24 protein-coding genes and 1 pseudogene are annotated in these 21,092 nt (G+C 56.9%); 8 read left to right on the forward strand and 17 right to left on the reverse strand.

Going from position 1 to position 21,092, the window contains the following annotated elements; translation table 11 throughout:
* The first annotated feature begins 137 nt into the window (after positions 1-137).
* From hemB to BLW10_RS03565, 4 genes are read left to right on the forward strand one after another with little or no spacing between them, the layout of a single operon-like run.
* On the forward strand, positions 138-1,151 hold the full coding sequence (hemB, locus tag BLW10_RS03550) for a porphobilinogen synthase (protein ID WP_091332418.1): 1,014 nt from the start codon (positions 138-140) through the stop codon (positions 1,149-1,151).
* A 40-nt stretch (positions 1,152-1,191) separates the two neighbouring features.
* Complete coding sequence (locus BLW10_RS03555) at positions 1,192-2,397, forward strand: AMP-binding protein (RefSeq protein WP_245709069.1); 1,206 nt, start codon at positions 1,192-1,194, stop codon at positions 2,395-2,397.
* Positions 2,398-2,431: 34 nt separating this feature from the next.
* Positions 2,432-3,373, forward strand: coding sequence for a PAS domain-containing protein (locus BLW10_RS03560; protein ID WP_091332420.1), 942 nt, complete (start codon positions 2,432-2,434; stop codon positions 3,371-3,373).
* Entirely contained in the window at positions 3,358-3,759 is a 402-nt protein-coding gene (locus BLW10_RS03565) for an EAL domain-containing protein (protein ID WP_177168972.1), read from the forward strand. The genes BLW10_RS03560 and BLW10_RS03565 overlap by 16 nt, the downstream gene beginning before the upstream one ends.
* Positions 3,760-3,765: 6 nt before the next feature.
* Here the strand turns inward: BLW10_RS03565 and mtaB are convergent, their stop codons facing one another.
* The 3 genes from mtaB to BLW10_RS03580 are packed head-to-tail and all read right to left on the reverse strand — an operon-like array spanning position 3,766 to position 6,118.
* Positions 3,766-5,079, reverse strand: coding sequence for a tRNA (N(6)-L-threonylcarbamoyladenosine(37)-C(2))-methylthiotransferase MtaB (gene mtaB, locus BLW10_RS03570; protein ID WP_177168973.1), 1,314 nt, complete (start codon positions 5,077-5,079; stop codon positions 3,766-3,768).
* Positions 5,076-5,504, reverse strand: a complete 429-nt coding sequence (locus BLW10_RS03575; protein WP_245709070.1) for a YybH family protein — start codon at positions 5,502-5,504, stop codon at positions 5,076-5,078. The genes mtaB and BLW10_RS03575 overlap by 4 nt, the downstream gene beginning before the upstream one ends.
* Positions 5,501-6,118 (reverse strand): Hsp20 family protein, encoded by a 618-nt coding sequence (locus tag BLW10_RS03580; RefSeq protein WP_091332422.1) that lies wholly within the window; start codon positions 6,116-6,118, stop codon positions 5,501-5,503. Before BLW10_RS03580 ends, BLW10_RS03575 begins: the two co-directional genes overlap by 4 nt.
* A gap of 100 nt (positions 6,119-6,218) precedes the next feature.
* On the opposite strand from BLW10_RS03580, the gene BLW10_RS03585 reads away from it, so the two are divergent.
* Both BLW10_RS03585 and BLW10_RS03590 read left to right on the forward strand, forming a co-directional pair.
* Positions 6,219-7,718 carry a UDP-N-acetylmuramoyl-L-alanyl-D-glutamate--2,6-diaminopimelate ligase gene (locus BLW10_RS03585; RefSeq protein ID WP_245709071.1) on the forward strand — a complete coding sequence of 500 codons (1,500 nt, stop codon included), beginning with the start codon at positions 6,219-6,221 and terminating at the stop codon, positions 7,716-7,718.
* A gap of 3 nt (positions 7,719-7,721) precedes the next feature.
* On the forward strand, positions 7,722-8,891 hold the full coding sequence (locus tag BLW10_RS03590) for a dicarboxylate/amino acid:cation symporter (protein ID WP_091332424.1): 1,170 nt from the start codon (positions 7,722-7,724) through the stop codon (positions 8,889-8,891).
* A 95-nt stretch (positions 8,892-8,986) separates the two neighbouring features.
* On the opposite strand, the gene BLW10_RS03595 is transcribed toward BLW10_RS03590, so the two are convergent.
* From BLW10_RS03595 to BLW10_RS03630, 8 genes and pseudogenes are all read right to left on the reverse strand, one after another.
* Positions 8,987-10,246: a TerD family protein gene (locus tag BLW10_RS03595; protein ID WP_091332425.1), complete on the reverse strand. Its 1,260-nt coding sequence runs from the start codon at positions 10,244-10,246 to the stop codon at positions 8,987-8,989.
* Positions 10,247-10,344: 98 nt separating this feature from the next.
* On the reverse strand, positions 10,345-11,049 hold the full coding sequence (locus BLW10_RS03600; protein ID WP_091332426.1) for an NYN domain-containing protein: 705 nt from the start codon (positions 11,047-11,049) through the stop codon (positions 10,345-10,347).
* A 151-nt stretch (positions 11,050-11,200) separates the two neighbouring features.
* Positions 11,201-12,055: a RepB family plasmid replication initiator protein gene (locus BLW10_RS03605; RefSeq protein ID WP_091332427.1), complete on the reverse strand. Its 855-nt coding sequence runs from the start codon at positions 12,053-12,055 to the stop codon at positions 11,201-11,203.
* A 313-nt stretch (positions 12,056-12,368) separates the two neighbouring features.
* Positions 12,369-12,482, reverse strand: a pseudogene (locus BLW10_RS03610) (UvrB/UvrC motif-containing protein); the annotation flags it as partial.
* A 67-nt stretch (positions 12,483-12,549) separates the two neighbouring features.
* The gene (locus BLW10_RS03615) at positions 12,550-13,386 is read right to left on the reverse strand and encodes a metallophosphoesterase family protein (protein ID WP_091332428.1); all 837 of its coding nucleotides are present in this window, start codon (positions 13,384-13,386) and stop codon (positions 12,550-12,552) included.
* Between the two features lie 30 nt (positions 13,387-13,416).
* Positions 13,417-13,905, reverse strand: a complete 489-nt coding sequence (locus BLW10_RS03620; RefSeq protein WP_091332429.1) for a DUF4381 domain-containing protein — start codon at positions 13,903-13,905, stop codon at positions 13,417-13,419.
* Positions 13,902-14,936, reverse strand: a complete 1,035-nt coding sequence (locus BLW10_RS03625) for a DUF58 domain-containing protein (protein WP_245709072.1) — start codon at positions 14,934-14,936, stop codon at positions 13,902-13,904. The genes BLW10_RS03620 and BLW10_RS03625 overlap by 4 nt, the downstream gene beginning before the upstream one ends.
* Positions 14,920-15,876 carry an AAA family ATPase gene (locus BLW10_RS03630; RefSeq protein WP_091332454.1) on the reverse strand — a complete coding sequence of 319 codons (957 nt, stop codon included), beginning with the start codon at positions 15,874-15,876 and terminating at the stop codon, positions 14,920-14,922. Before BLW10_RS03630 ends, BLW10_RS03625 begins: the two co-directional genes overlap by 17 nt.
* Positions 15,877-16,062: 186 nt before the next feature.
* Between BLW10_RS03630 and BLW10_RS03635 the strand changes: the two genes are divergently transcribed.
* Positions 16,063-16,482: a sulfur globule family protein gene (locus tag BLW10_RS03635; RefSeq protein ID WP_091332430.1), complete on the forward strand. Its 420-nt coding sequence runs from the start codon at positions 16,063-16,065 to the stop codon at positions 16,480-16,482.
* Positions 16,483-16,719: 237 nt separating this feature from the next.
* On the opposite strand, the gene ssb is transcribed toward BLW10_RS03635, so the two are convergent.
* The 6 genes from ssb to BLW10_RS03665 all read right to left on the reverse strand — a co-directional run bounded on the left by ssb (position 16,720) and on the right by BLW10_RS03665 (position 20,482).
* The gene (gene ssb, locus BLW10_RS03640; RefSeq protein ID WP_091332431.1) at positions 16,720-17,229 is read right to left on the reverse strand and encodes a single-stranded DNA-binding protein; all 510 of its coding nucleotides are present in this window, start codon (positions 17,227-17,229) and stop codon (positions 16,720-16,722) included.
* 30 nt (positions 17,230-17,259) lie between these two features.
* Entirely contained in the window at positions 17,260-17,622 is a 363-nt protein-coding gene (locus tag BLW10_RS03645) for a gamma-butyrobetaine hydroxylase family protein (RefSeq protein ID WP_091332432.1), read from the reverse strand.
* Positions 17,623-17,640: 18 nt separating this feature from the next.
* On the reverse strand, positions 17,641-18,969 hold the full coding sequence (gene hslU / locus BLW10_RS03650; protein ID WP_091332433.1) for an ATP-dependent protease ATPase subunit HslU: 1,329 nt from the start codon (positions 18,967-18,969) through the stop codon (positions 17,641-17,643).
* A 65-nt stretch (positions 18,970-19,034) separates the two neighbouring features.
* A complete protein-coding gene (hslV, locus tag BLW10_RS03655) occupies positions 19,035-19,583 on the reverse strand; it encodes an ATP-dependent protease subunit HslV (RefSeq protein ID WP_091332434.1) in 549 nt (182 codons plus the stop codon).
* Positions 19,584-19,674: 91 nt separating this feature from the next.
* Positions 19,675-20,094 carry a DUF2384 domain-containing protein gene (locus BLW10_RS03660; RefSeq protein ID WP_091332435.1) on the reverse strand — a complete coding sequence of 140 codons (420 nt, stop codon included), beginning with the start codon at positions 20,092-20,094 and terminating at the stop codon, positions 19,675-19,677.
* A 163-nt stretch (positions 20,095-20,257) separates the two neighbouring features.
* A complete protein-coding gene (locus BLW10_RS03665) occupies positions 20,258-20,482 on the reverse strand; it encodes a hypothetical protein (protein ID WP_091332436.1) in 225 nt (74 codons plus the stop codon).
* A gap of 105 nt (positions 20,483-20,587) precedes the next feature.
* On the opposite strand from BLW10_RS03665, the gene BLW10_RS03670 reads away from it, so the two are divergent.
* Positions 20,588-21,079 (forward strand): tRNA (cytidine(34)-2'-O)-methyltransferase, encoded by a 492-nt coding sequence (locus BLW10_RS03670; RefSeq protein WP_091332437.1) that lies wholly within the window; start codon positions 20,588-20,590, stop codon positions 21,077-21,079.
* Positions 21,080-21,092 lie beyond the last annotated feature (13 nt).

Here is a 21,092-nt window from a genome sequence, read left to right on the forward strand (position 1 = left end):
TGCTGTTGGCCGCTGAAAACGCTGAAAAACGCTGAAATTAAAACACCTAAAACACCCCAACACTGGAGCCGCGGTCACGCCTGAGCTATTTTAGTCAGCTTGTGCCGCATCTAACCTCTGAGGTTCCCTAAAAGACTATGGCTGATCTTGATACGCCCCGCTCGCCTTACCCGATTACACGGATGCGCCGGATGCGCCGCGATGATTTCTCGCGGCGGCTGATGCGCGAGACAACCGTAACGCCCAATGATTTGATCTGGCCGGTGTTTGTGCTCGAAGGCCAGAATCAGCGCGAGGCGGTGGCCTCGATGCCCGGTGTGGAGCGCCTGAGTATTGATCTATTAGTTGAAGCAGCACGCGAGGCTTATCAGCTCGGCATTCCGGTGATCGCCCTGTTTCCAGTCACGCCGCTGGAAGTCAAATCGCTCGATGCTCGCGAAGCGTTCAATCCTGATGGGCTGGCACAGCGGGCGGTGCGGGCGCTCAAAGCGGCTGTTCCCGATATGGGCGTGATGACTGATGTCGCGCTTGATCCGTTTACAACGCATGGTCAGGATGGCTTGATCGACGCCTCCGGCTATGTGATGAATGACGAAACCGTCGATGTGCTGGTGCGTCAGGCTGTTTCACACGCTGAAGCCGGAGCCGATATTGTCGCGCCTTCGGACATGATGGACGGGCGCATCGGGGCGGTGCGGGCGGCGCTGGAAGCAGCGGGGCATATTCACACCCGCATCATGGCTTATTCAGCAAAATATGCGTCGAGTTATTACGGCCCGTTCCGCGATGCCGTCGGCTCGGCCGGCAATTTGGGCGCCGGGAATAAATACACGTATCAGATGGATCCGGCCAATTCCAACGAAGCGATTCACGAAGTCGCGCTCGATTTGGCCGAAGGCGCGGATATGGTGATGGTCAAGCCCGGAATGCCTTATCTGGACATCGTGCGCCGGATTAAAGATCAATTCGGCGCACCGACCTTTGTCTATCACGTTAGCGGCGAATACGCGATGCTCAAAGCCGCAAGCATGAACGGCTGGTTGAATGAACGCGCCGTCGTGCTGGAAGCGATGGTGTCGATGAAACGCGCCGGAGCCGATGGCATCCTGACTTATTACGCGAAGGATGTCGCCCGTTGGTTGGCCGAGTAACGGTGGTGCGGATGGTCGGTGTCGTCGGTTGGATGCAGGTGTGTTAAAGCCTTGGTGGAACCCAAACAGTGTCCGCGCACTGTTGCTCGATCTGATTGAAGCGGAATTGACGCGCCGCCGCCCCGGTGTGCAACCGGATGTTGCACAGCGGTGTGTGCGCAATCTGGAGTGCGATGATTTTGACAGCCTCGCATTGGATTCGCTGGAATGGCTCGATCTGGCGACAACGGTGGCGGTGCAATTTCAGTTGCATGAAACCGGACACGATGCGGCCCTGATTCCGTCTCGTCAGCTATCAGCTTGGATCGAGAGCATTCTTGAGAGCCGCGCCGCGCACGATCAGGCGCTTGGGTTTTTCACCTCTGGCTCAACCGGCCAGCCGAAACTCTGTGTGCATCAGACGGCGCATCTGGAGCAAGAGATCGGCTTTTTCGCCACCCTGCTCGGTGATCGGCGGCGCATTCTACGTGCCGTGCCCAGTCATCATATTTACGGCTGTTTATTTGCGTTCATGCTGCCGGCGCAGTTGGGCATTCCGGTGCTCGACATCCGCACCAATCTGCCCGGCGCGATTTTGCGCCAAGCCCGTCCGGGCGATCTGGTGCTTGGACATCCGGCGTTTTTCGATCTAGCTACCCGCGCCGCCTTGACCATGCAGCCGGATGTCGTGGCGCTAACTTCAACCAGTCCCTGTCCGCCGCTTCTGTGGCAGCGGCTTGCCGAGCGCGGCTGTACGCGGCTGATTGAGATTTACGGCTCCTCGGAAACGGCCGGGATCGGCTGGCGCGAGGCGGCAGATGCGCCCTTTGCACTCTTGCCCTATTGGTCACGCGCAGCGGATGCACCCGACGCGCTCCAGCGGCAGCCGACCGTTGGTGTGCCGCAGCGGGTCGCGCTGCCGGATGCCGTCGCATGGTGCGACGAGCGCCAGCTTCGGGTACTCAAGCGCCACGATGGCGCGGTACAGATTGGCGGTTTCAAGGTCTACCCGGAGCGGGTGCAAGCCTGCATCGCCCAGCATCCCGAAGTCGCAGCCGCACAGGTACGTCCTTATGAAATCGGTGCCGATCAGCGGCTCAAAGCCTTCGTGGTGCCGAGTGCGCTATGCGTCGATCACACCGGACTACCAGCGCGGCTCAATGCCTGGTTAGCCGATCATCTCGCTCCAGCAGAACGCCCCAAATCCATCACCCTCGGCTCCAGTCTGCCGCAATCGGCACTCGGCAAGGCGGCAGATTGGGAGTGAATAGAGCTTTCAGTTTTCAGCTCATAACATAATGATGAATCTCGAAGACGCCATCGACATCCACGACCCGCGCCGCCTCGATCATTTGACCGAAGCCGAGCTGGATCACTTGCCTGTTGGCACCATCCGCGTCGATGCCGAAGGGCGGATTCTGTTTTATAGCCGCGCTCAATCAGTGCTGTCGCAGCGCGAAGTTGAAACCGTACTCGGGCGCAATTTTTTCTCCGAGGTCGCGCCCTGCACTGTGGTGCCGGAGTTTTACGGGCGCTTTCGGCGCGGCGTGCTCACCGGCCATCTCGAAACAACCTTTGAATTTATCTTTGATTTTCAAATGGCTCCGGTGCGGGTACGCATCACCATGCGGGCCGCCGAGCGAGCCGGTGAGTTCTGGATCATCGTGCAGCCGCAAGATCGCTTATCGCCGCGCAATGAACAGACGGCCTATGACCTGATCGCTGGTAAGTTTTGCGAACATATCGCCGCTGTCTCCGCTGCATCCTTTGATTTTTCGCAGTGCGATCTGGAACCCATCAGTACCTGCGGGATGATTCAGCCGTTCGGCTGTTTATTGGTCGTCGATCCCGTTTCACAGCACATTCAAGCCTGTAGCGCCAATACTGAAATGTATCTCGGCCTCACTCCTGAGCTGCTGCTTGATGCCCCGCTGGAACAGGCGTTGCCCAGTGCTCATGCCACTGCGCTCTACGCGGCGCTGGCAGCGGATGTGGCGACGGCGCATTTTGTCCCGTCATTCTTTCTTGCCCGTGCGCCGCTGGATGCGCACGCCTTATCAGTACGGCTGCATCGCTGGCATGAGCGGCTGTTGCTGGAAATCGAGCCGTATGGCGAAATGGAGCACGATGTACGGATGCGCGGTTTTGATATCGAATCATTCCAGCGCCGTTTACGCGCCAGCGATGAGATCAAGCGCGTCTGTCAGGAAGCCGTCGATGTGCTGATGTGCCGCCGGAGTTGATTGAAATTGAAATCACCGAATCGCTATTATTGCGCATGACCGCCAGCGTAAAAACAACGCTGCACAGCCTCAATCGTGGCGGGATTCAATTATCACTTGATGATTTCGGCACCGGCTTTAGCTCGATGGCTTATCTGCGGGAATTGCCGATTAGCAGTTTAAAAATTGATCGCGATTTTATTCGCGGTATTGAGACAGCGCGTGACCGCAATCTCGTCGCCGGTATGATTGCGATGGCGCATTCAATCGGCAAAGAAGTAATTGCCGAAGGAATTGAAACCCCGCGCCAGCTTGAACGCTTGACTGAAATTGGCTGTGATTGGGGGCAGGGCTATTTGTGGTCGCGGCCCATTGCGCCGGAGCAGGCGTTTGCTGAGTTTGGGTGAGGACTTTTATGGCACCACCTCCCCAACCAACACCTCAGCCGCCGGATCCAGATCCATCAGGCGCACCCTCACCACCTGACCTTCGCACATCGGCATCGCGCTCCGCACCTGCACCGGCAGATAGTTCGGCGTGTAGCCGGAGCGCAGCGCGGTCGCAGCGGGCAGCGTCGGCACCCGTTCATGCAGCACTGGCGCCGTTTGGCCGATTTGCGCCCGCATCACTGCTTGCCGCGACGCCTGCGCCACCGCGTCCAGTTCGGCAAGACGCCGCTGACGGGTGCGACTGTCTACCGGCTCGCTCAACCCCGCTGCCAGTGTGCCCGGGCGCGGTGAATAGCCAAACGCATGAATATCACCAAAGCCGACGCGAATGGCTAATTCCAGCGTGTGTTGCCAATCAGCGTCCGTTTCGCCCGGAAAGCCGACGATGATGTCGGTGGTCAGATTCAGATTGGGAATCGCCTGCCGCGCTCGCTCGACTAATTGCAGATATTCAGCGCGTTTGCAGCGCCGCGCCATGCGTTTGAGCACCGCGTCTGAGCCAGATTGCAGCGGCAGATGCAGATGCGGCATCAGGCGCTGATCGCTAAACAGCGCCCACAAGCGTTCGGGCAGATCCCAGGGTTCGAGCGAGCCGAGGCGGATCCGCGCAATCGCCGTGTCACGCAACAGCCGCTCCAGCAGGCCGGCGAGATCGGTGCCGTCATCGGCGCGATAGCCGCCAAGTTGCACGCCAGTCAACACCACTTCTTGCACGCCAGCGCGTTCAAATTGGCTGACTTCGCGCACGATCTCCGATGGTGGCCGACTGCGTTCAGCGCCGCGTGCGCGGGTAGTGATGCAAAACGTACACTGATAGCGGCAGCCATCTTGAATCTTAATAAATGCGCGTTGACGGCCCCGCGCAAACAGTGGCACTGACAGATCGAGCGCAGTGACGGCTGAACGTGAATCTCCAGTGAGATTCAGCGCCGCTCGTGCGATCTCAACTAGTTGATCTTTATCCTGATTAAGAATAACAAGATCGGCAGCAGCAGCGGCGGCAGTCGGATCGAGCGTCGCCCAACAGCCGCTGACGATCACGCGAGCGGCAGGCTGGACGCGCCGCGCTCGGCGCACGAGCTGACGCGATTTGCGCACCGCCTCGGCAGTGACGGCGCAGGTGTTGATGACGATTAAATCTGCTGGAGCCTGTGCATCCTCGACCAGTTCGCAGCCATGCGCCAAAAACGCCCGCGCCCAAGCTTCTAACTCGGCTTCGTTGAGACGACAGCCGAGCGTGTGCAGTCGCACACGCTGCACCGCGCCCGGCACGTTCACGCGACCGCCGTCTGTCCGCTGCCGATCCAAGCGGGCGCGGGCGGTGGCGTTGGGGAGTTTTGATGCACCAGCAAGCGCCAGCCCGTATCCGTGCGTGTAAACACATGCAGCGCATAGAGCGGCGGCGGCTGGGGCGTGGCGAGCGGCTGTTCTTCGACCAGATGCACGGCATAGTCGTCCTGTTCGATCCAGAGCCGATGCGCAATCTGCAACTCAAAGCCGTGTCCATGTGCAAACAGCGTCTGCCACAGGCGCTCGATCTGTGGCGCACCGACGGCCAGCGGTAGCATCGGCAGCAGACAACAGCTCGCCGCCGAATCCGCCCAGACCGCCATCATCGCGGACAGATCGCCCGCTTCCAACGCATCATAGAAGGCATCTTCGGCGGCTTGTGGGGTAGCAAAACAGCCCATCGGCTCGCTCACCGCCGTCCGCCCGTTTGTGGCGTACCGCGTGGGACACGAATAATCAGTCGGCCTTTTTTGACTTCGCGGGTCATGCCGGCAACGTTCGCATCCGGCGGTAAACCGATGCGCCGACTGCTCGCATCACGCTGCCGCGATTGCTGATACTGATAGCCTTGGCCATCCGGTCGCATCTGGTGCTGTCTGAAATGACTGGCCGCGTTGTTCTGAATCAGCAGGCCGCGTGCGACCGGACGCACCTCGATTTGATCGGGCGAGAGCTGATTGAGCCGCAATTCAATGATGTACGCCTTTTCAGTCGCACGGCGGCGCACATCCAGACGCGGTTCAGCAGTTGGAGCGCGGGGCGCTGTCCAGTCATCATCTTGCTGTGACCAAGGCGTCTCGTCCTGATCTCGCCAATCACGATCACGCGGCGGCATCGGGCGCAGTGCATGGGGCGGTTCGGGAGGTGTTGACCACTGATCCGAGCCAGCCGGCGGCCCATAAGGATAGGGTTGATAGGCACCCGGATAGCCCGATTGCGGGCCAGCAGGCGGCGTCCAGGGCTGGGCGACTGTCAGCATCGGCCACAACGCTGAAACGGCTAGGGCAGTAAGCGGGATTCGACGCATGAGGTGCTCCGCAAGTCAGGTTCGGGAATGTGAGAATGGACGGACAGACTGCCGACTCAGTATAAGGCCAGTTATTCCAAATTTCGCCTCAGCTCACCAGATGGCTATGCCCACCACCACCCTCGCCCAACTGCTTGCAACGACCGATTTTATCTGGAGTCGTCCCGCGCCGACCGCGCCGCACTTGACGAATATTCAATGGCGTGCTGATGCCTGTGATGCGCGGTCGATCCTGTTTTTTCAGCGATTCGACGACAATCTGACCGATGCGGAACTCTATCAACGCTATTTTGCGGGTCGCAGCTTCGCCGCGCTGGTGACGAATCGGCGGCTCGACTGTTTTGAGCAGCTACCGCCGACAATCGCGCTCGCTGTCACCGGCCCCGAACGCTGGGCTGAGGTGGTGCGCCAATTCTGCGATCTGGTCTATCCGCTGGATACCGCTCGCCTGCGCTTTATCGGCGTCACCGGCACCAATGGTAAAACCACGACGGTTAAATATCTCGAAGCACTCTTGACCGCTCACGGCCAGCGCGTGCTGTCGATTGGCACATTGGGCGTCTTTTTGGACGGGGAACGGCTGGTTGAAACCGGCTTTACCTCGCCGCCGCTGATCGAATTGCGCCGTCTGCTACACGCACATCAAGATCACGCTGATGTGGTGCTGATGGAAACCAGCAGTCATGCGCTCGATCAAGGGCGGGTCGCTGGCATTCCATTTCAGGCCGGCGGTTGGACGAATTTCACCCAAGATCATCTCGATTATCACCGCGACGAAGCGCACTATTTTGCGGCCAAAGCACGACTTTTGGCGCTGATTCAGCCCGGCGGACAGCTCTACTGCACCAGTCCGGCGGTCGTCGAGCGCCTCGCCGCAGATGTCGCAGCTGGGGCGCTGCCGGTTGCCGTCACGCTGTTGGAACCGGCGCAGCTTGCGCCCGAGGCGCTGACCGCCCAGCCGTTTTTAGCGTTGGCACACAATCGCGCTAACTATGCGCTGGCGCTGGCGCTCGCTGAATGCGTCTTGGGCACCGCGCCAGCAGCGGATGCGTGGCGCCAGCTTCAGCCCGTCGCCGGGCGCTTTGAGTGTCAAGTCTACGGTCAACGCGCCATTGTCATCGACTTCGCCCATACGCCGGATGCGCTCGACACGATTTTAAGCGCGATTCGCAGCGGCTTTCCTGAGGCGCGGATCGCCGCGCTCTTCGGCTGTGGCGGGGATCGTGACCGCTCGAAACGGCCCTTAATGGGCGCGGCAGTAGCACGTCACAGCGACGCAATCTTCGTCACCTCAGATAATCCGCGCCACGAAGCACCGGAGCGGATTATTGAAGACATTGTGCGCGGCATTCCAGCCGATCAGGATTACCGCGTGATTGTGGATCGCGCCCAAGCCATTGCCGCACTCTTCGATCAGCTTGACACCCGCCCCGCTGAGGAATGCTGGGTAGCGTTGATCGCTGGCAAGGGCCATGAACGGTATATCGACCAAAACGGCCATAAAACCCCGTACAGCGATCAAGAACAGGTCGCGCACGCTCTTCAGCGGCTCGGCTGGACGCTTCAAAACACTGGAAATACTGGAAACACTGGGGTCTGAGCTATGCGCCGCTTGTACTCGATCCCCATTGGTCTGCTGCTGGGCATTGTGCTGGCGCTGCTGCTGCCACAGGGTGCGCCCTATGTTGCGTGGATTGGGCAGATTTTTTTATCTCTGCTCAAGCTATTGATTTTGCCGCTGATTTTGGTCTCGATCTATGCGTCACTGGCCGGCGGCACAGATCTTCAGCGTCTCGGCAGTCGCACGCTGCTCTATTACCTCATCACCTCGACCATCGCCGCCACGCTCGGTACGACTATCGGATTGTTTTTTGCGCAGGGCGTGCCGGTCGGATTGCTCGATCTGGAGCCGGTCGCCGCCGAGGGCGCGGGATTTAGTCTGGAACGATTGATCGCCAATGTGATCCCGACCAACCTGTTTGCGACGCTGGCAGAGGGGAATATTTTGCAAAGCGTGGTGATTGCGGTGCTTGCGGCACTGGCCTCGCGGCGACTGCTTGATGCGCCACGCCTGACGCTGCTCACTGGAGCACGCGCACTCGATGCGCTGCTGATGCAGGCCTTAAGCGGCATTTTGACGCTGGCCCCGCTGGGCATTGCGGCACTGGTGTACAGCAGCTTGGCGGGGATGGCATGGCATGAGATGCTGCAATTGCATTCATTTGTGTGGGCGGTGGCGCTGGCGGCCGGTCTACATGCGCTGCTGGTGCTGCCGCTGCTCTATCGCCTGTTGACGCATCGCGCACCCTGGCCGCTGCTGCGTGCTTGTCGGGAACCGCTGTTGACGGCGCTTGCGACGGCATCGAGTTCGGCGACCTATCCGGTCTCAAAACGGGCATTGGAGCGGTTCGGCGTGCCGGAGCGTGTCACCAGTCTGACCCTACCGCTCGGCGCAACGCTGAATATGGACGGCTCGGCGCTCTATCAGTCGATTTTGCTGATTTTCATGTCGCAGTTAGCTGGTGTTGATCTCACGCTCGGGCAAGCAGCGTTGATTGTGCTGCTCACGATGGCCTCTTCAGCAGGCACGGCGGGGATTCCGGGTGGGGGTATTGCGATGATGGCGTTTATGCTCGATTTTTTGGGTTTGCCGCAGACCTATTTGGCGCTGTATTTGGTCGTGGATCGCTTTTTTGATTATCCGATCACGGCGGTCAATGTCTGGGGAGATTTAGTGGTGGCGGCGAGTGTAGCTGAGACGGTTAGCGATTAGCGGTCAATGGCACTGTTGAGTTGCCCGTCCATGAACCTTAACGGCGTGATGATGGCATGATGAACGGACGGGCAATCCAACCGACTGCTACTGCGCTAAGGATGAATGAGCACATCCAGTAAAACCTGTTGCACGATTTCATTATCGAAATCACAGCCAGTATCACGCTGAATCACAAACCGAAGCTTGCTGACGACATCATCTGTCAAAATCGCACGAATCAGGCTTTCGCGTGTTAGGGCGTTGACTTCCCGCCAGCATTTTTCCAATGCCGCTGGATTTTCCATGCCAAATCGTGAAATCAGGACGAGCTTTTCACAATCCTCCAAGCTGACATCTGGCAACAGATCGACTGAAAAGACTAGGCTGGCATCGACAATATTTTGGGTCGAAATGTGATACATCCGCCACGTTGAGAGGTTAGTGAGCAATGCCCAACCAATGCCAGAATAAGCACCATAGGACGTAGCCTGAAAAACATGCTTATCCCGCAATGGCGTACCGGCGCGTTTGCTTTCACCAACAATTAAATCGGCACCATCGACGGCCAGCACATAATCAGCCGTGCGACCCTGAATCTTCTGCTCGGCTTTAACTTCGTCCATCGAATATCCGAACACATCGATTAGGATGCGATCTAGGATCATGCGCGTATTGCTTTCGTTGATACCGTTCGCCACGGCGGCGCTGATTTGTGGCAAAAATGCCCGCAATGCTTGTTGCATCGCCCGCGCTTTTTCAATCCATACCTCACGCGGCGGCATGCGACCCCCAATCGCGACTACATCACCTTGCCCCGTCGCGCTCTCGGCATCCGGCTCGCCAATATTGACGCCAAATGAGGCCGCCAACGCCTCCAATCCGCCGTTATAGCCCTGCCCAACGGCGCGGAATTTCCACGCACCTTGATGGCGATACAGATCGCCCAGCATCAAGGCACGCTCTTGATTGATGTGCGTCAACGGAAATCGGATCAAGTCTTCGCCGGTCGGTTGCGCGACCCGGATATAAAGACCATTCATCATTCCACAGTGCGGGCGGCCATCTGCGTCAGCTTCCGTACCAATGGTGATGGTAAAGACGATTTTGGCGACATCGTTGGGGACACGATCTAACCATGCACGGAAGGCGCAACGATCTCGGTCAAAATCAGGCTCCATAGCGAGGCTTCCGCATGGCGTCTCAGGTTGGTTGTAGAACACAAAATCCTGATCGCTACGCACTTTATCGGACGCATCAACGAGAAACGCGCTGACATCAGCCTCCAACGCAGTCCCCGCGCCCCAACCAATGCCGATCAAAACATGATCTTTTTGAATCGGCGCGTTTGCGCCTTGTTGCAGCTCAACGCCCATCCCGATCTCCTTTGATGAATTGACGCCCCGATCTTACCCAAGCGGCGGTCAGAATGGAAAGTCGTGAACCATTACAACCGCTGACAGCGCCGATCTGGTTAGCTTTTGGGCTGTTGAATGTGCTTTATTGGTTTTGGGCAGGTTGAGCGAAGGCCATCAATGTGTTCCTTTAAACTATCAGGGATCGAGCGCCACATCGGATCAAGCACAAAATCAATGCCTTCACGACGTGCAAGTTTAGCTGCTGGCACAAAATCGGCATCTCCAGCGAATAACACGATTTGGTCTACTTGCTTCTTGTAAGCTAGAGATGAAATATCGAGACCAATTCGCATATCGACACCTTTTTGACGTGCATTCGGGATTACATCAGATTCAGTCAAGTCTTCAAACTTGATCTTTTTCTTTAATAATTCCTCAATCTTCGTTGGCTTAATCGTCCAAGGAGTGTCGCTGGAGAGATGACCAAGACGCAGGGCAACTTTGCGCTTACTTAACAACGCTGAATGAAGTGCTAGACGGAAAACAGCTTCATCGGATTTTTTAAAATCGCAAGCCAAACCAGAGATTGGATTGTGTAGTTTCTTATCGAGTGGCGGGCAATCGTAGAAAAAAATACGGTATAGATGACGGCGGTATGTTGGCGTGCTATGAGATTTTGAGCGGCGGCCTTCTGATAAGTGCAGCATCGCCCAACGGTAAGCTAGATCAGCCGCACGCGCAGCATCGTGGTAGTTATGCGGCTCAATGGCGCGAAAACGCCGCACAAAGTAAGCCCCATCAATCAAAATTGCAGTTAGCATCGGTTCTCCATACGCAAAAACGCCCAAGGGATCAGCGCATCCGATATGGATAAGGACACGCTTACTGCCATGGGCGGGATGTTTTTATCCTAGCAACTGCATACGCCCCGGTCAATGTGTCATCTGCGGCGCATTGCAGACGCTAATAAAGCTAAAGCTTGTCCTGTTTGCGCCGCAACCGTTCCCAAGCATCATCCCAACTTTCACCCGGCTGGGCGTGTTGCTGAACATACTCGCGGGTGAGCGGAACTTTGAGCGGCTTTGATTCGGATGGCGTTAAAAACGGGTCGTCAGACTGCGGCGGCTCGGTTTTAGGGCTAAAAATGAAGGTCAGCGCATACACCACACGCCCGCGTTTATGCTGTTCCCAGTTGACGCACAGATCACTGTGGGCATTGATCTGCGCGATAGCGGGATTGAGGATGCGATTTTTGAAGTCGCGGATATTCGGATACTTCTCGCCCAGATCCAAATGCTCACGCAGCCAGCGCAGTTCAATCGTGCGACTGCCCGCCTCACGCCACTGCACCAACATTTCATAAATCCGAATCGCATAACCAGAGGTCATGCTGGCCACTGATTTGAGGCGATAGGACGTAAATCGCTCCCGAAGCTGAGACAGGAACGGCAGGATGTCCGGCGCGAACACCAGCGACAACGCCCCCTGCCCATCGTGATAGCGGATCGAAGCAACCCAGCGCGTTTCAATCTGAGCGATATCGGGCTGATGGGCAAACGGCCCATGAATCACGACAGAACGCGCATACAGACGCTGGGCAACTTGGCATAACAGCTCATAGGCCTGCGGGCGGCTCACGCCATAGACCTCCATCACATCAGTCAAGCGAATGGTGTGACACATTCCGACAGTGAGCGGCTGGCGACTGTCCACATGCGCCAGCGCCAGCAACAGCAACAGCAACCGTTGTTCAGCTAATGAAAGCGCGTAGGTCGCTTCAACCAAGTGATTAGATTTGGTAACGACAACGTTTGGTTTGCGCGGCATCGTTGCGGATCATGTGATTTTTAGTGCTAAAAACGTATCACATTATATTCGGAATTTGTCTCACTATTGTTCGGGATTTGTCACAACATTGTTCGGGATTTGTCTCACTATTGTCGGAATTTGTCACACAATAGGCTTATAAGCTATTGATTTCAAAACAAAAAACGGCGCTTAAAACAAGGTTTAAAACATAAAACAGAAAAGCAATCCGCGCTGCAAAGCACGTTGAGCGTCAGCTTTGCGTGGATCGCTTCGAGCTACAGATTGCAAACATTATGTGTTCTGCGCCGCTCTGCGCCGATCAACTCATCTATCAGGTCAGTTGCAACGCCCGAATCTGATCGCGGATCGCCGCCGCCTGTTCAAATTCCAGATTCTTCGCGTGCTGATACATCTGTTTTTCGAGCGTTTTTAAACGCTTAGCCAGATCTAGATCTAGTTGGGTTGCGTATTCCCAACCCAACCTACGACTACTGCGCTACGTCACCCCAACGTCACCCCAACGTCGCCAAAAATGCCCCAACCGCTGCCGACAACTCGCGCTCACCGGCTAATACCGCAGGCTCAAAATCGCTCCGCCATCCTGACATCAGTGGACGGGCGCGTTTCCACTCTTCAAACAGAATCCGCGCCACCGGCCCGCCCTGTTCGATAAAACCCAGATCATCAAAATCACGCGCCGCCTGCTGCCGATCATAAGCAAAGCGCACAATCTCCGAGCGCCACGCACCGCGCTCAAACCGTAGCAGCGCAAAACTGCCACGCGGATCGCCGTCAAACGGCGAGCCAACCGAGCCGACATTCAAAATCGGCAGACCATCGAGCACGCGCTCCAGCGGGCGATGCGTGTGCGCGGTCACAAACAGCGCCACATCCTGCGGCAACACCCCGCGCAGGTCAGCATCCGGCACGCGGTCGCTAATGCCGCAACGATTGCTGGCCAGCGTGCCATGCGTAACATGCACCCAGGATGCCTCGGTTTCGGCGTGAAAACACAGATGATCCGGCCAATCAACCAGCGCATCGAGACGCGGGGCGATTTGCTGATACGTCCAATCGGCAAAGCGGCGCATCTCGGCGGCCAGCGCATCGCGGGGCGGCTCGCGTCCGCATTGCTGAATCCAAGTCTCGTGATTGCCATTGACCGGCAGCCAACCGTGCGAGCGGCGCAGGGTATCGAAGCGTTCGAGACAGGCCAGACTGCTGGGGCCGCGATTGATAAGATCGCCGGCCATCACCACCAGCTCTGGCCCCCAAGCTAGGATGCGGTCGATGGCCGCGTTGAAGGCGGGGAGATTGCCTTGCACATCGGAGAAAATGGCGACCTTCATGCGGAACAACCTCTGGTGAGCGAACGCGGTTTAACGCAGTTTAACCCAGCGTTCCACCAGCGCCGCGACGGGTTCAATATCGCAGTTATCGGCCAGATCAGGCCGATATGCCGCTTCAATCAATACCCGCCCAACGCCGTCGCTGAATGCCCCAGCACCGCCGGTTGCATCCAAAAAAGCCAGCCACGCTTCACCCGTCAGGCCAGCGACCTGTGCGGCGGGATACTGTGCCAGCGCCAGCCGTCGCAACAGTCGCGAAATGGCTGCCAGATAACGCCGTCGGTCGCCACTGGCCTCTAGCTCGCGCTGCAACTGCGCCAGTTCACGCCGCGCCGCCCGTTGCAGCATGGTGCGGCGCGGCCAGTGTTGCCACTGCCATCCGCGAGATCGCGCCACGATCAGCGCAATCAGGATCAGCACTACCACTACCACCAGCCACCAGCCGAACGCCGGTGGCCACCAAGACACCGGATCGGGCAGATGCCAGTCGCGTAACTCGGCAAGCGCATCGGCGGTCATCGTGTTGACCTCGCATTCAGCGCACCCCGCGCCCGTCGCCCACCCAACGCCTGCGCCAGTGTCGGGCCGACGGGATCGGCGGTCGTCAAGCGCACCCAATGTGCGCCGTGCAAGCGTGCCAGTCGTTCCAAATGCTCAAGCCGTTGCGCAAAGGCCGCCTGATAGCGCGAGCGGGCTTCAGCGGTAGTGAGATCCCAGATCCCGCGTCGCCCATCGCGCAGCACCGGATAGCGCCCGAGCGCGGGCGCCTGCGCTTCAAGCGGATCGTGAACCATGATGAACAGTACCTCATTCCCCGCCGCCAACCGCGCCAACCAAGCGTTATCGGCTTCAGTGACCGCAGCAAAATCACTGATTAACGCGATCAAACTCCCCGGCCGCACCCGTGTTGCCAACTGTGCGGCTAGGGTGGCGAGGCGGTGCCGATCATCCGTCACGCTGGTTGCGCCGAGTGGCGTGGCCAGTCGTTCCAACAGCGGCAACAATCCGGCATGACGCGCTGCCGGCTGGCGCTCAAGCTGGCGCGATTCATCAAAAATCAACCCGCCGACACGATCCCCGCGATCCACTGCCGCCCAGCCGAGCAATGCCGCCACCTGCGCGGCGATCACTGATTTAAACGCGACCCGCGTACCAAAACGCATCGACGGCCCCTGATCGACCAGCAACCAGACTGGGCGCTCACGTTCTTCGCGAAATAATTTGACATGCGGGGTGCCAGCACGCGCCGTCACGCGCCAATCCATGTTACGTGGATCATCGCCCGGCAGATACACCCGCGATTCATCGAACTCCATGCCGCGCCCGCGCAAGCGCGATAGATGCCCGCCACTGCGCGTGGCCAGCACCCGCCCACGCGGTGCTAGATCGAGCCGCTGTGCTTGAGCGCGGAGCGTAATGAGTTGGTGCAACTCGGCGCGAACGCCGCTTGCTTGCGCACTGGATTGCGGATCAATTTGCGCAGTGTGCGCGGTATTTGCGGTGAACGGATGCGCTTGAAACATCGGCGGCGGCTCAGGGGGCCGGAACATGGGCTAACAGTGCCGCGATGAAATCATCAGCACTCCGTCCGGCGGCTTCAGCTTCGTAGGTCAATAACACGCGATGTCGCAATACATCCCCCGCCAGTGCTTGCAGATCTTCGGGCGAGACAAAATCCCGTCCCGCTAACCATGCTCGCGCCCGCGCACTGCGGTCGAGCGCGATGGTCGCACGCGGACTGGCCCCAAAGCGCAACCAGCCCTCTAGTTCACGCGCATAGGCACCAGCGCGGCGCGTGGCCAGAATCAGATGCACTAAATAATCCTCGACTTCTGGGGCCATATACAGATCGAGAATGGCGCGGCGTGCTGCGAACACTTCGGTTTGTGTCAAGATCACGCTCGGCTCCGTATCCGGCGTGTGTCGCGCTTGCTCGCGGTTGAGGCGCAAAATCGCACGTTCGGTCTCCAGATCGGGATAATCGACGCGCACATGCAGCAAAAAGCGGTCGAGCTGCGCTTCGGGCAGCGGATAGGTGCCCTCTTGCTCAATCGGATTTTGCGTCGCCATGACCAAAAACAGGTCTGGCAGCGGGTAAGTCTCACGCCCGACTGTGACTTGACGCTCGCCCATCGCTTCGAGCAATGCGGATTGGACTTTTGCCGGAGCGCGATTGACCTCATCGGCCAACAGCAGATTGTGGAAAATCGGGCCGCGATCAAAGCGAAAACTGCCATCATGCGGACGATAAATCTCGGTGCCAGTCAGATCGGCGGGCAGCAGATCGGGCGTAAACTGCACGCGATGAAAATCACCTTCCAGCCCAGCGGCCAGATGCTTAACCGCTGTGGTTTTCGCCAAGCCCGGCGCACCCTCGACCAGCAAATGCCCATCGGCCAGCAGCGCAATCAGCAGCCGCTCGACCAGCGTGCGCTGCCCCAAAATGCGGCGGGCGATTTGATCGCGCAGTGCCGCAAAGCGGTGCGCCAGTTGCGCGGTACCCGCAACCGCTGACGGAGCGGGCGAATGTTGATGGATCGATGGCTGATGCAGTTCCAAAACAACTCTCCGTTTTTAGCCTAACTGTAAGATTCGCATGTCGTCCATTGCCGAGCGGCAATCGCGCCCCTATACTGAAACCGCCATTCCGGCACCACTAATCGAGGACACGACACAATGATTCAATCCAACCGGATTACCGCTTGCGCACTCGCCGCACTGTTCGCTGGTGCCTCCTTCTCCGCAAGCGCGTGGTGGGGCGGCCCAGGTTACGGCAACGGCGGCAACGGCCTCTGGGACAACATGGGTGACATGTTCGGTGATGGCTATGGCGACTTCAACATGAACATGGGCGGCGGCGGTCGCGGCTATGGGCGTGGATATGGTCGCGGCAATGGCTACGGTTACGGCTATGATGCCCCCTATGGCTATGGCGCTCCCTATGGTTATGGTGCCCCCTACGGCTATGGCGCACCTTACGGCGCCGCGCCCTATGGCGGCGGTTATGGCGCACCCTATGGTGTGATGCCGCCGCAGATGATGCCCCAGCAGATGCCGGCCGCTCCGGTTCAGCAGCAGGCCGCTCCGAACCGTTAAGCAGCAGTTGCTTTAAAAACGTAGCGGCACGTTTGCGCTACGGCACAAAAACGCCCCGTGCTTATTTGAGCCGGGGCGTTTTTATTAGCAATCAGCTTTCAGCGGCCAGCTTTCAGCAGTTTTTCAGATAAAACCCAATAAACAGCATTAACCGGCTTGAATAGATTAGACAGATTAAATTCAAAACCCTGTCAATCCTGAATCATCCTGTTAATCCTGTCTAATAAACAAACCGGCTTAAAACGGAATATCATCATCAAAATCAGCCGCACCGCTGAAATGATGACTTCCGCTCTCCGGTGCAGTTGAACGCGGCGCTTCAGACGCTGCCGGACGATTCGCACCCGCATTCTGACTCCGCCCCACTGGTGCCGCATCATCTGGATATGGCACCGCAGACGGCCCGCCCTGGCGACTATCAAGCATTTGCATGTTATCTACGATGATTTCAGTGGTATAGCGATCTTGCCCATCCTGAGTCTGCCACTTCTTCGTGCGTAGCTTACCCTCAACGTATACCTTAGACCCCTTGCGTAGATACTGCTTGACGATCTCAGCAAGTTTGCCAAAGAAAACCGTGCGATGCCACTCAGTTCGTTCTTGCATTTCGCCGGTATTGCGATCCTTCCAAGCTTCGCTAGTCGCTAAACTGACCGTAGCGACTGCATCACCGCTCGGCATATAGCGAACATCAGGATCAGCGCCAAGATTACCAATCAAAATAACTTTATTCACACCACGCGACATCGTATTTTCTCCTATTTGCACGAATGACAATTAGGCGTCAAGTGTTTTGCGCACATGACCAGCCTGTTTGAGTTCATCGAGATAAGCGTTCCAACGCGCCTCATATTCGTTGCCAAGACGATAGAGATACTCCCAAGAATAAATGCCGGTATTGTGTTCATCATCAAAATGCAAACACACTGCATAATGACCAATCGGCTCGATTTTATCAATGCCGACCTGTTCTTTACCGACCTGAAGCACGCGCTCATCTGGGCTATGACCTTGCACATCCGCCGAGGGCGAATACACGCGCAAATATTCACAGGGTAATTTGAAGCGCGTGCCATCCTCGTAAGCGATTTCAAGCACGCGGGAATGACGATGCAAACTTAACTCGATAGGGATGGGCATGATGGTTAAATCCGTTGTTTACAGAATATAGCGCGACAGGTCTTCATCCGCCGCTAAATCAGCCATGTTGTGCTCAACATAGGCGGCATTGATGGTCACGGTCACACGGTCGAGTTCTGAAGCATTGAACGACACATCTTCGAGCAGCCGTTCCATGACGGTATGCAAGCGCCGTGCGCCGATGTTTTCGGTTTTTTCATTCACCTGCCAAGCAATTTCAGCGATGCGCTGAATACCATCATCGGTAAATTCTACCGTCACGCCTTCAGTTGCCAGCAGTGCTTGATATTGATCGGTAAGTGAAGCATCCGGTTCGGTGAGAATGCGCACAAAATCATCAGTGGTTAAAGCTTTCAGTTCGACGCGAATCGGCAAGCGACCCTGTAATTCGGGAATTAAATCCGAGGGTTTGGATAAATGAAATGCGCCCGAAGCAATAAACAAAATATGATCGGTGCGCACTGCGCCATGTTTGGTTGAAACCGTACAGCCTTCAACTAATGGTAATAGATCGCGCTGCACGCCTTCGCGTGAAACATCAACACCGGTGGTGCCTTCACGCTTGGCGACTTTATCAATTTCGTCGATAAAGACAATGCCGTTTTGTTCGACATTTTCCAGAGCGCGTAATTTTAGCTCTTCATCATTCACGCGCTTGGCAGCTTCTTCATCATTTAAAACTTTTCGCGCATCGCGGATGCGTAATTTGCGCCGTTTAGTGCGGCTTTGGCCGAGATTCTGAAACAGGCTTTGCAGTTGGCTCGACATATCTTCCATGCCAGGCGGAGCCATGATTTCAACGCCAAGCGGCGCAGCAGAAACTTGAATTTCAATTTCGCGCTCGTCGAGTTCACCGGCGCGTAATTTACTGCGCAATTTTTCGCGGGTTGCTGAACTGACGGTTGAGCGGCTGTCTTCTTCAAAATCGGACGGCGGCGGTAATAAAACGTCGAGAATCCGTTCTTCGGCAGCCGCTTCAGCAAGATCGGCGAGTTTCGCCATTTCTTGCTCGCGGGCCATTTTGACGCCCATGTCGGCTAAATCACGAATAATTGAATCCACTTCGCGCCCAACATAGCCGACTTCGGTAAATTTCGTTGCTTCAACTTTAATAAAGGGCGCATTGGCTAATTTAGCCAAGCGCCGGGCAATTTCGGTTTTACCGACTCCGGTGGGGCCGATCATTAAGATATTTTTCGGCGTGATTTCTGAGCGCAATGGCTCATCAATTTGACTGCGCCGCCAGCGATTGCGCAGGGCAATTGCAACGGCACGTTTGGCGTCATGTTGGCCGACGATATGTTTATCCAGTTCGGCGACAATACGTTGGGGGGTGATTTCAGACATGGTGTAATAAATGTAAGCGTCGCATCAGAGGGAAGGCAGGTGGCGTTTATTCAACGTGCAAGCAATTAGCAATCTGGCGTATCCAACGCCTCAATCACTAAATTATGATTGGTATAGACGCAAATATCTGCCGCAATATGCAGACTTTTCTCGACAATTGCGCGTGCTGATAATTCAGTATTGTCAAACAGCGCCCGCGCTGCTGAGAGCGCAAAAGAACCACCCGACCCAATCGCCATAATGTCCTGTTCTGGCTCGATCACGTCGCCATTGCCCGACAAAATCAGCGAAGTCGTCGCATCAGCGATACACAACAGGGCTTCAAGCCGCCGTAATGTCCGATCCGTGCGCCAATCTTTTGCCATTTCCACCGCCGAGCGCGTCAGATGACCCTGATGCTTTTCGAGCTTGCCTTCAAACCGCTCAAACAGGGTGAAAGCGTCGGCTGTCGCGCCAGCAAAACCGGCTAACACCCGACCTTTGTAGAGCCGCCGCACCTTGCGGGCATTACCTTTCATCACCGTCGAGCCGAGCGAAACCTGGCCATCGCCGCCGATCACGACGGTCGCACCGCGCCGCACCGAAAGGATTGTCGTACCGCGAAAATTATCCATTGAACTTGAATTGTTGCGCGATCTGTCGCGTGTGTGTGAACAAGCGATCATCTTAATCGAAAGCGCGGCAATCCCGAAGTCCTCACGCCTGTTAGGACGCACGCTGATAATCAGCGCGTGAACCAGTCAGATCCCAAGCGAACGTACAATCCAGATGCGACAGCACCGCAATCAGCCCACTTTCGCCGTCCTCAATCATCACCGCCATCGGTGCGCGTTGTCCGAATTGTTTATGCGCACGCCGCACCCAGAGTTTGCGCATCTCAGGATTGCGCGGGAAATAGGTGTGCAGCGCCTGCTCGATGCGCTCCAAATAGGCGATACGGCGATTGATGACCGGATCATCTGGGAACACATCTTGATCGCGGAAGCGCCCGAGATGACGCGCCTTGATCGTGTTCGGCAGTTGCAGCAGGTCGATCATATCGCGTGCGGTCGCGCCCCAATCTTCGAGTAGCTGCATAGTGCGCCGCGTCAACAGCAATCGTTCATCGCGTGTGAGGTGGGTCATAGGTCGGTTCTCGCGCCAGTGGAATCGCCGCTGATGTGCGGTGTGAGTAGGTAGGGAGCGAGATGGCGGCAAGCTGCCGAAAAAAAACCCGCGACAGAGCACGGGTTTTTTTGAGCAACCTCCGAGCGCGTCACCGTGAGCCGGTGCGCTGAAGGTTACAGCATCAATTGCGCGATGAACCGACGATCTCGTGCGCTAAGTCCACAACTCGATTGGCCATGTCCATGTATTCTTGGCGATAATTCGCCAACAGCCCGTCTTCAGAAGCCCAGTAATCCTTACCGGAGACGCCGTTCTGATGTTCATGCTCGATGAACTGCTTTTGCATCTCCAGCATCTTGTTAATCAATTCTTGCTTTTCGGTTTTTAGCGCGGCGATGTCGGTCATGAAACGTGTCCCCCAATCTGGGATTGGCTGTGAAGCCTTGTGGTTACAAGCGATGAGAATGCACTAATATAGCACGCGACTTACAAAAGATTAAACCACTGCGCCATGTTCGACATCATCCTCTACGAGCCAGAAATCCCGCCCAATACCGGCAATGTGATGCGCCTGACGGCCAATTTGGGGGCGCGTTTGCACCTGATTGAACCGCTGGGATTTACGCTGGAGGATCGGCAACTGCGGCGGGCGGGGCTGGATTATCGAGAATGGGCTGAGGTGCGCGTGCATTCCTCGCTGGCGACCTGTCTTGCTGCACTAGAGCCGCCGCGTGTGCTGGCGGTGAGCACCCGTGGGCGCGTGCCCTATGCGGCAGTAGCATTTCAACCGCATGATGCGTTTTTGTTCGGCCCCGAAACACGCGGTTTGCCCGATGCGGCGTTCGCGTCGATCCCCGAAGCGCAGCGGCTGCGCATCCCGATGTATCCGGGCAATCGCAGTCTGAATCTGTCCAATGCCGTCGCGGTCGTGTTGTATGAAGCGTGGCGACAGCAGGGATTTAGCGGGGCGGCTGAGGTTGCGAAACAGTTAGCCATAAACTAACATAAACTTACTT

The sequence above is a fragment of the Allochromatium warmingii genome, from assembly GCF_900107145.1.
Taxonomy (GTDB): domain Bacteria; phylum Pseudomonadota; class Gammaproteobacteria; order Chromatiales; family Chromatiaceae; genus Thermochromatium; species Thermochromatium warmingii.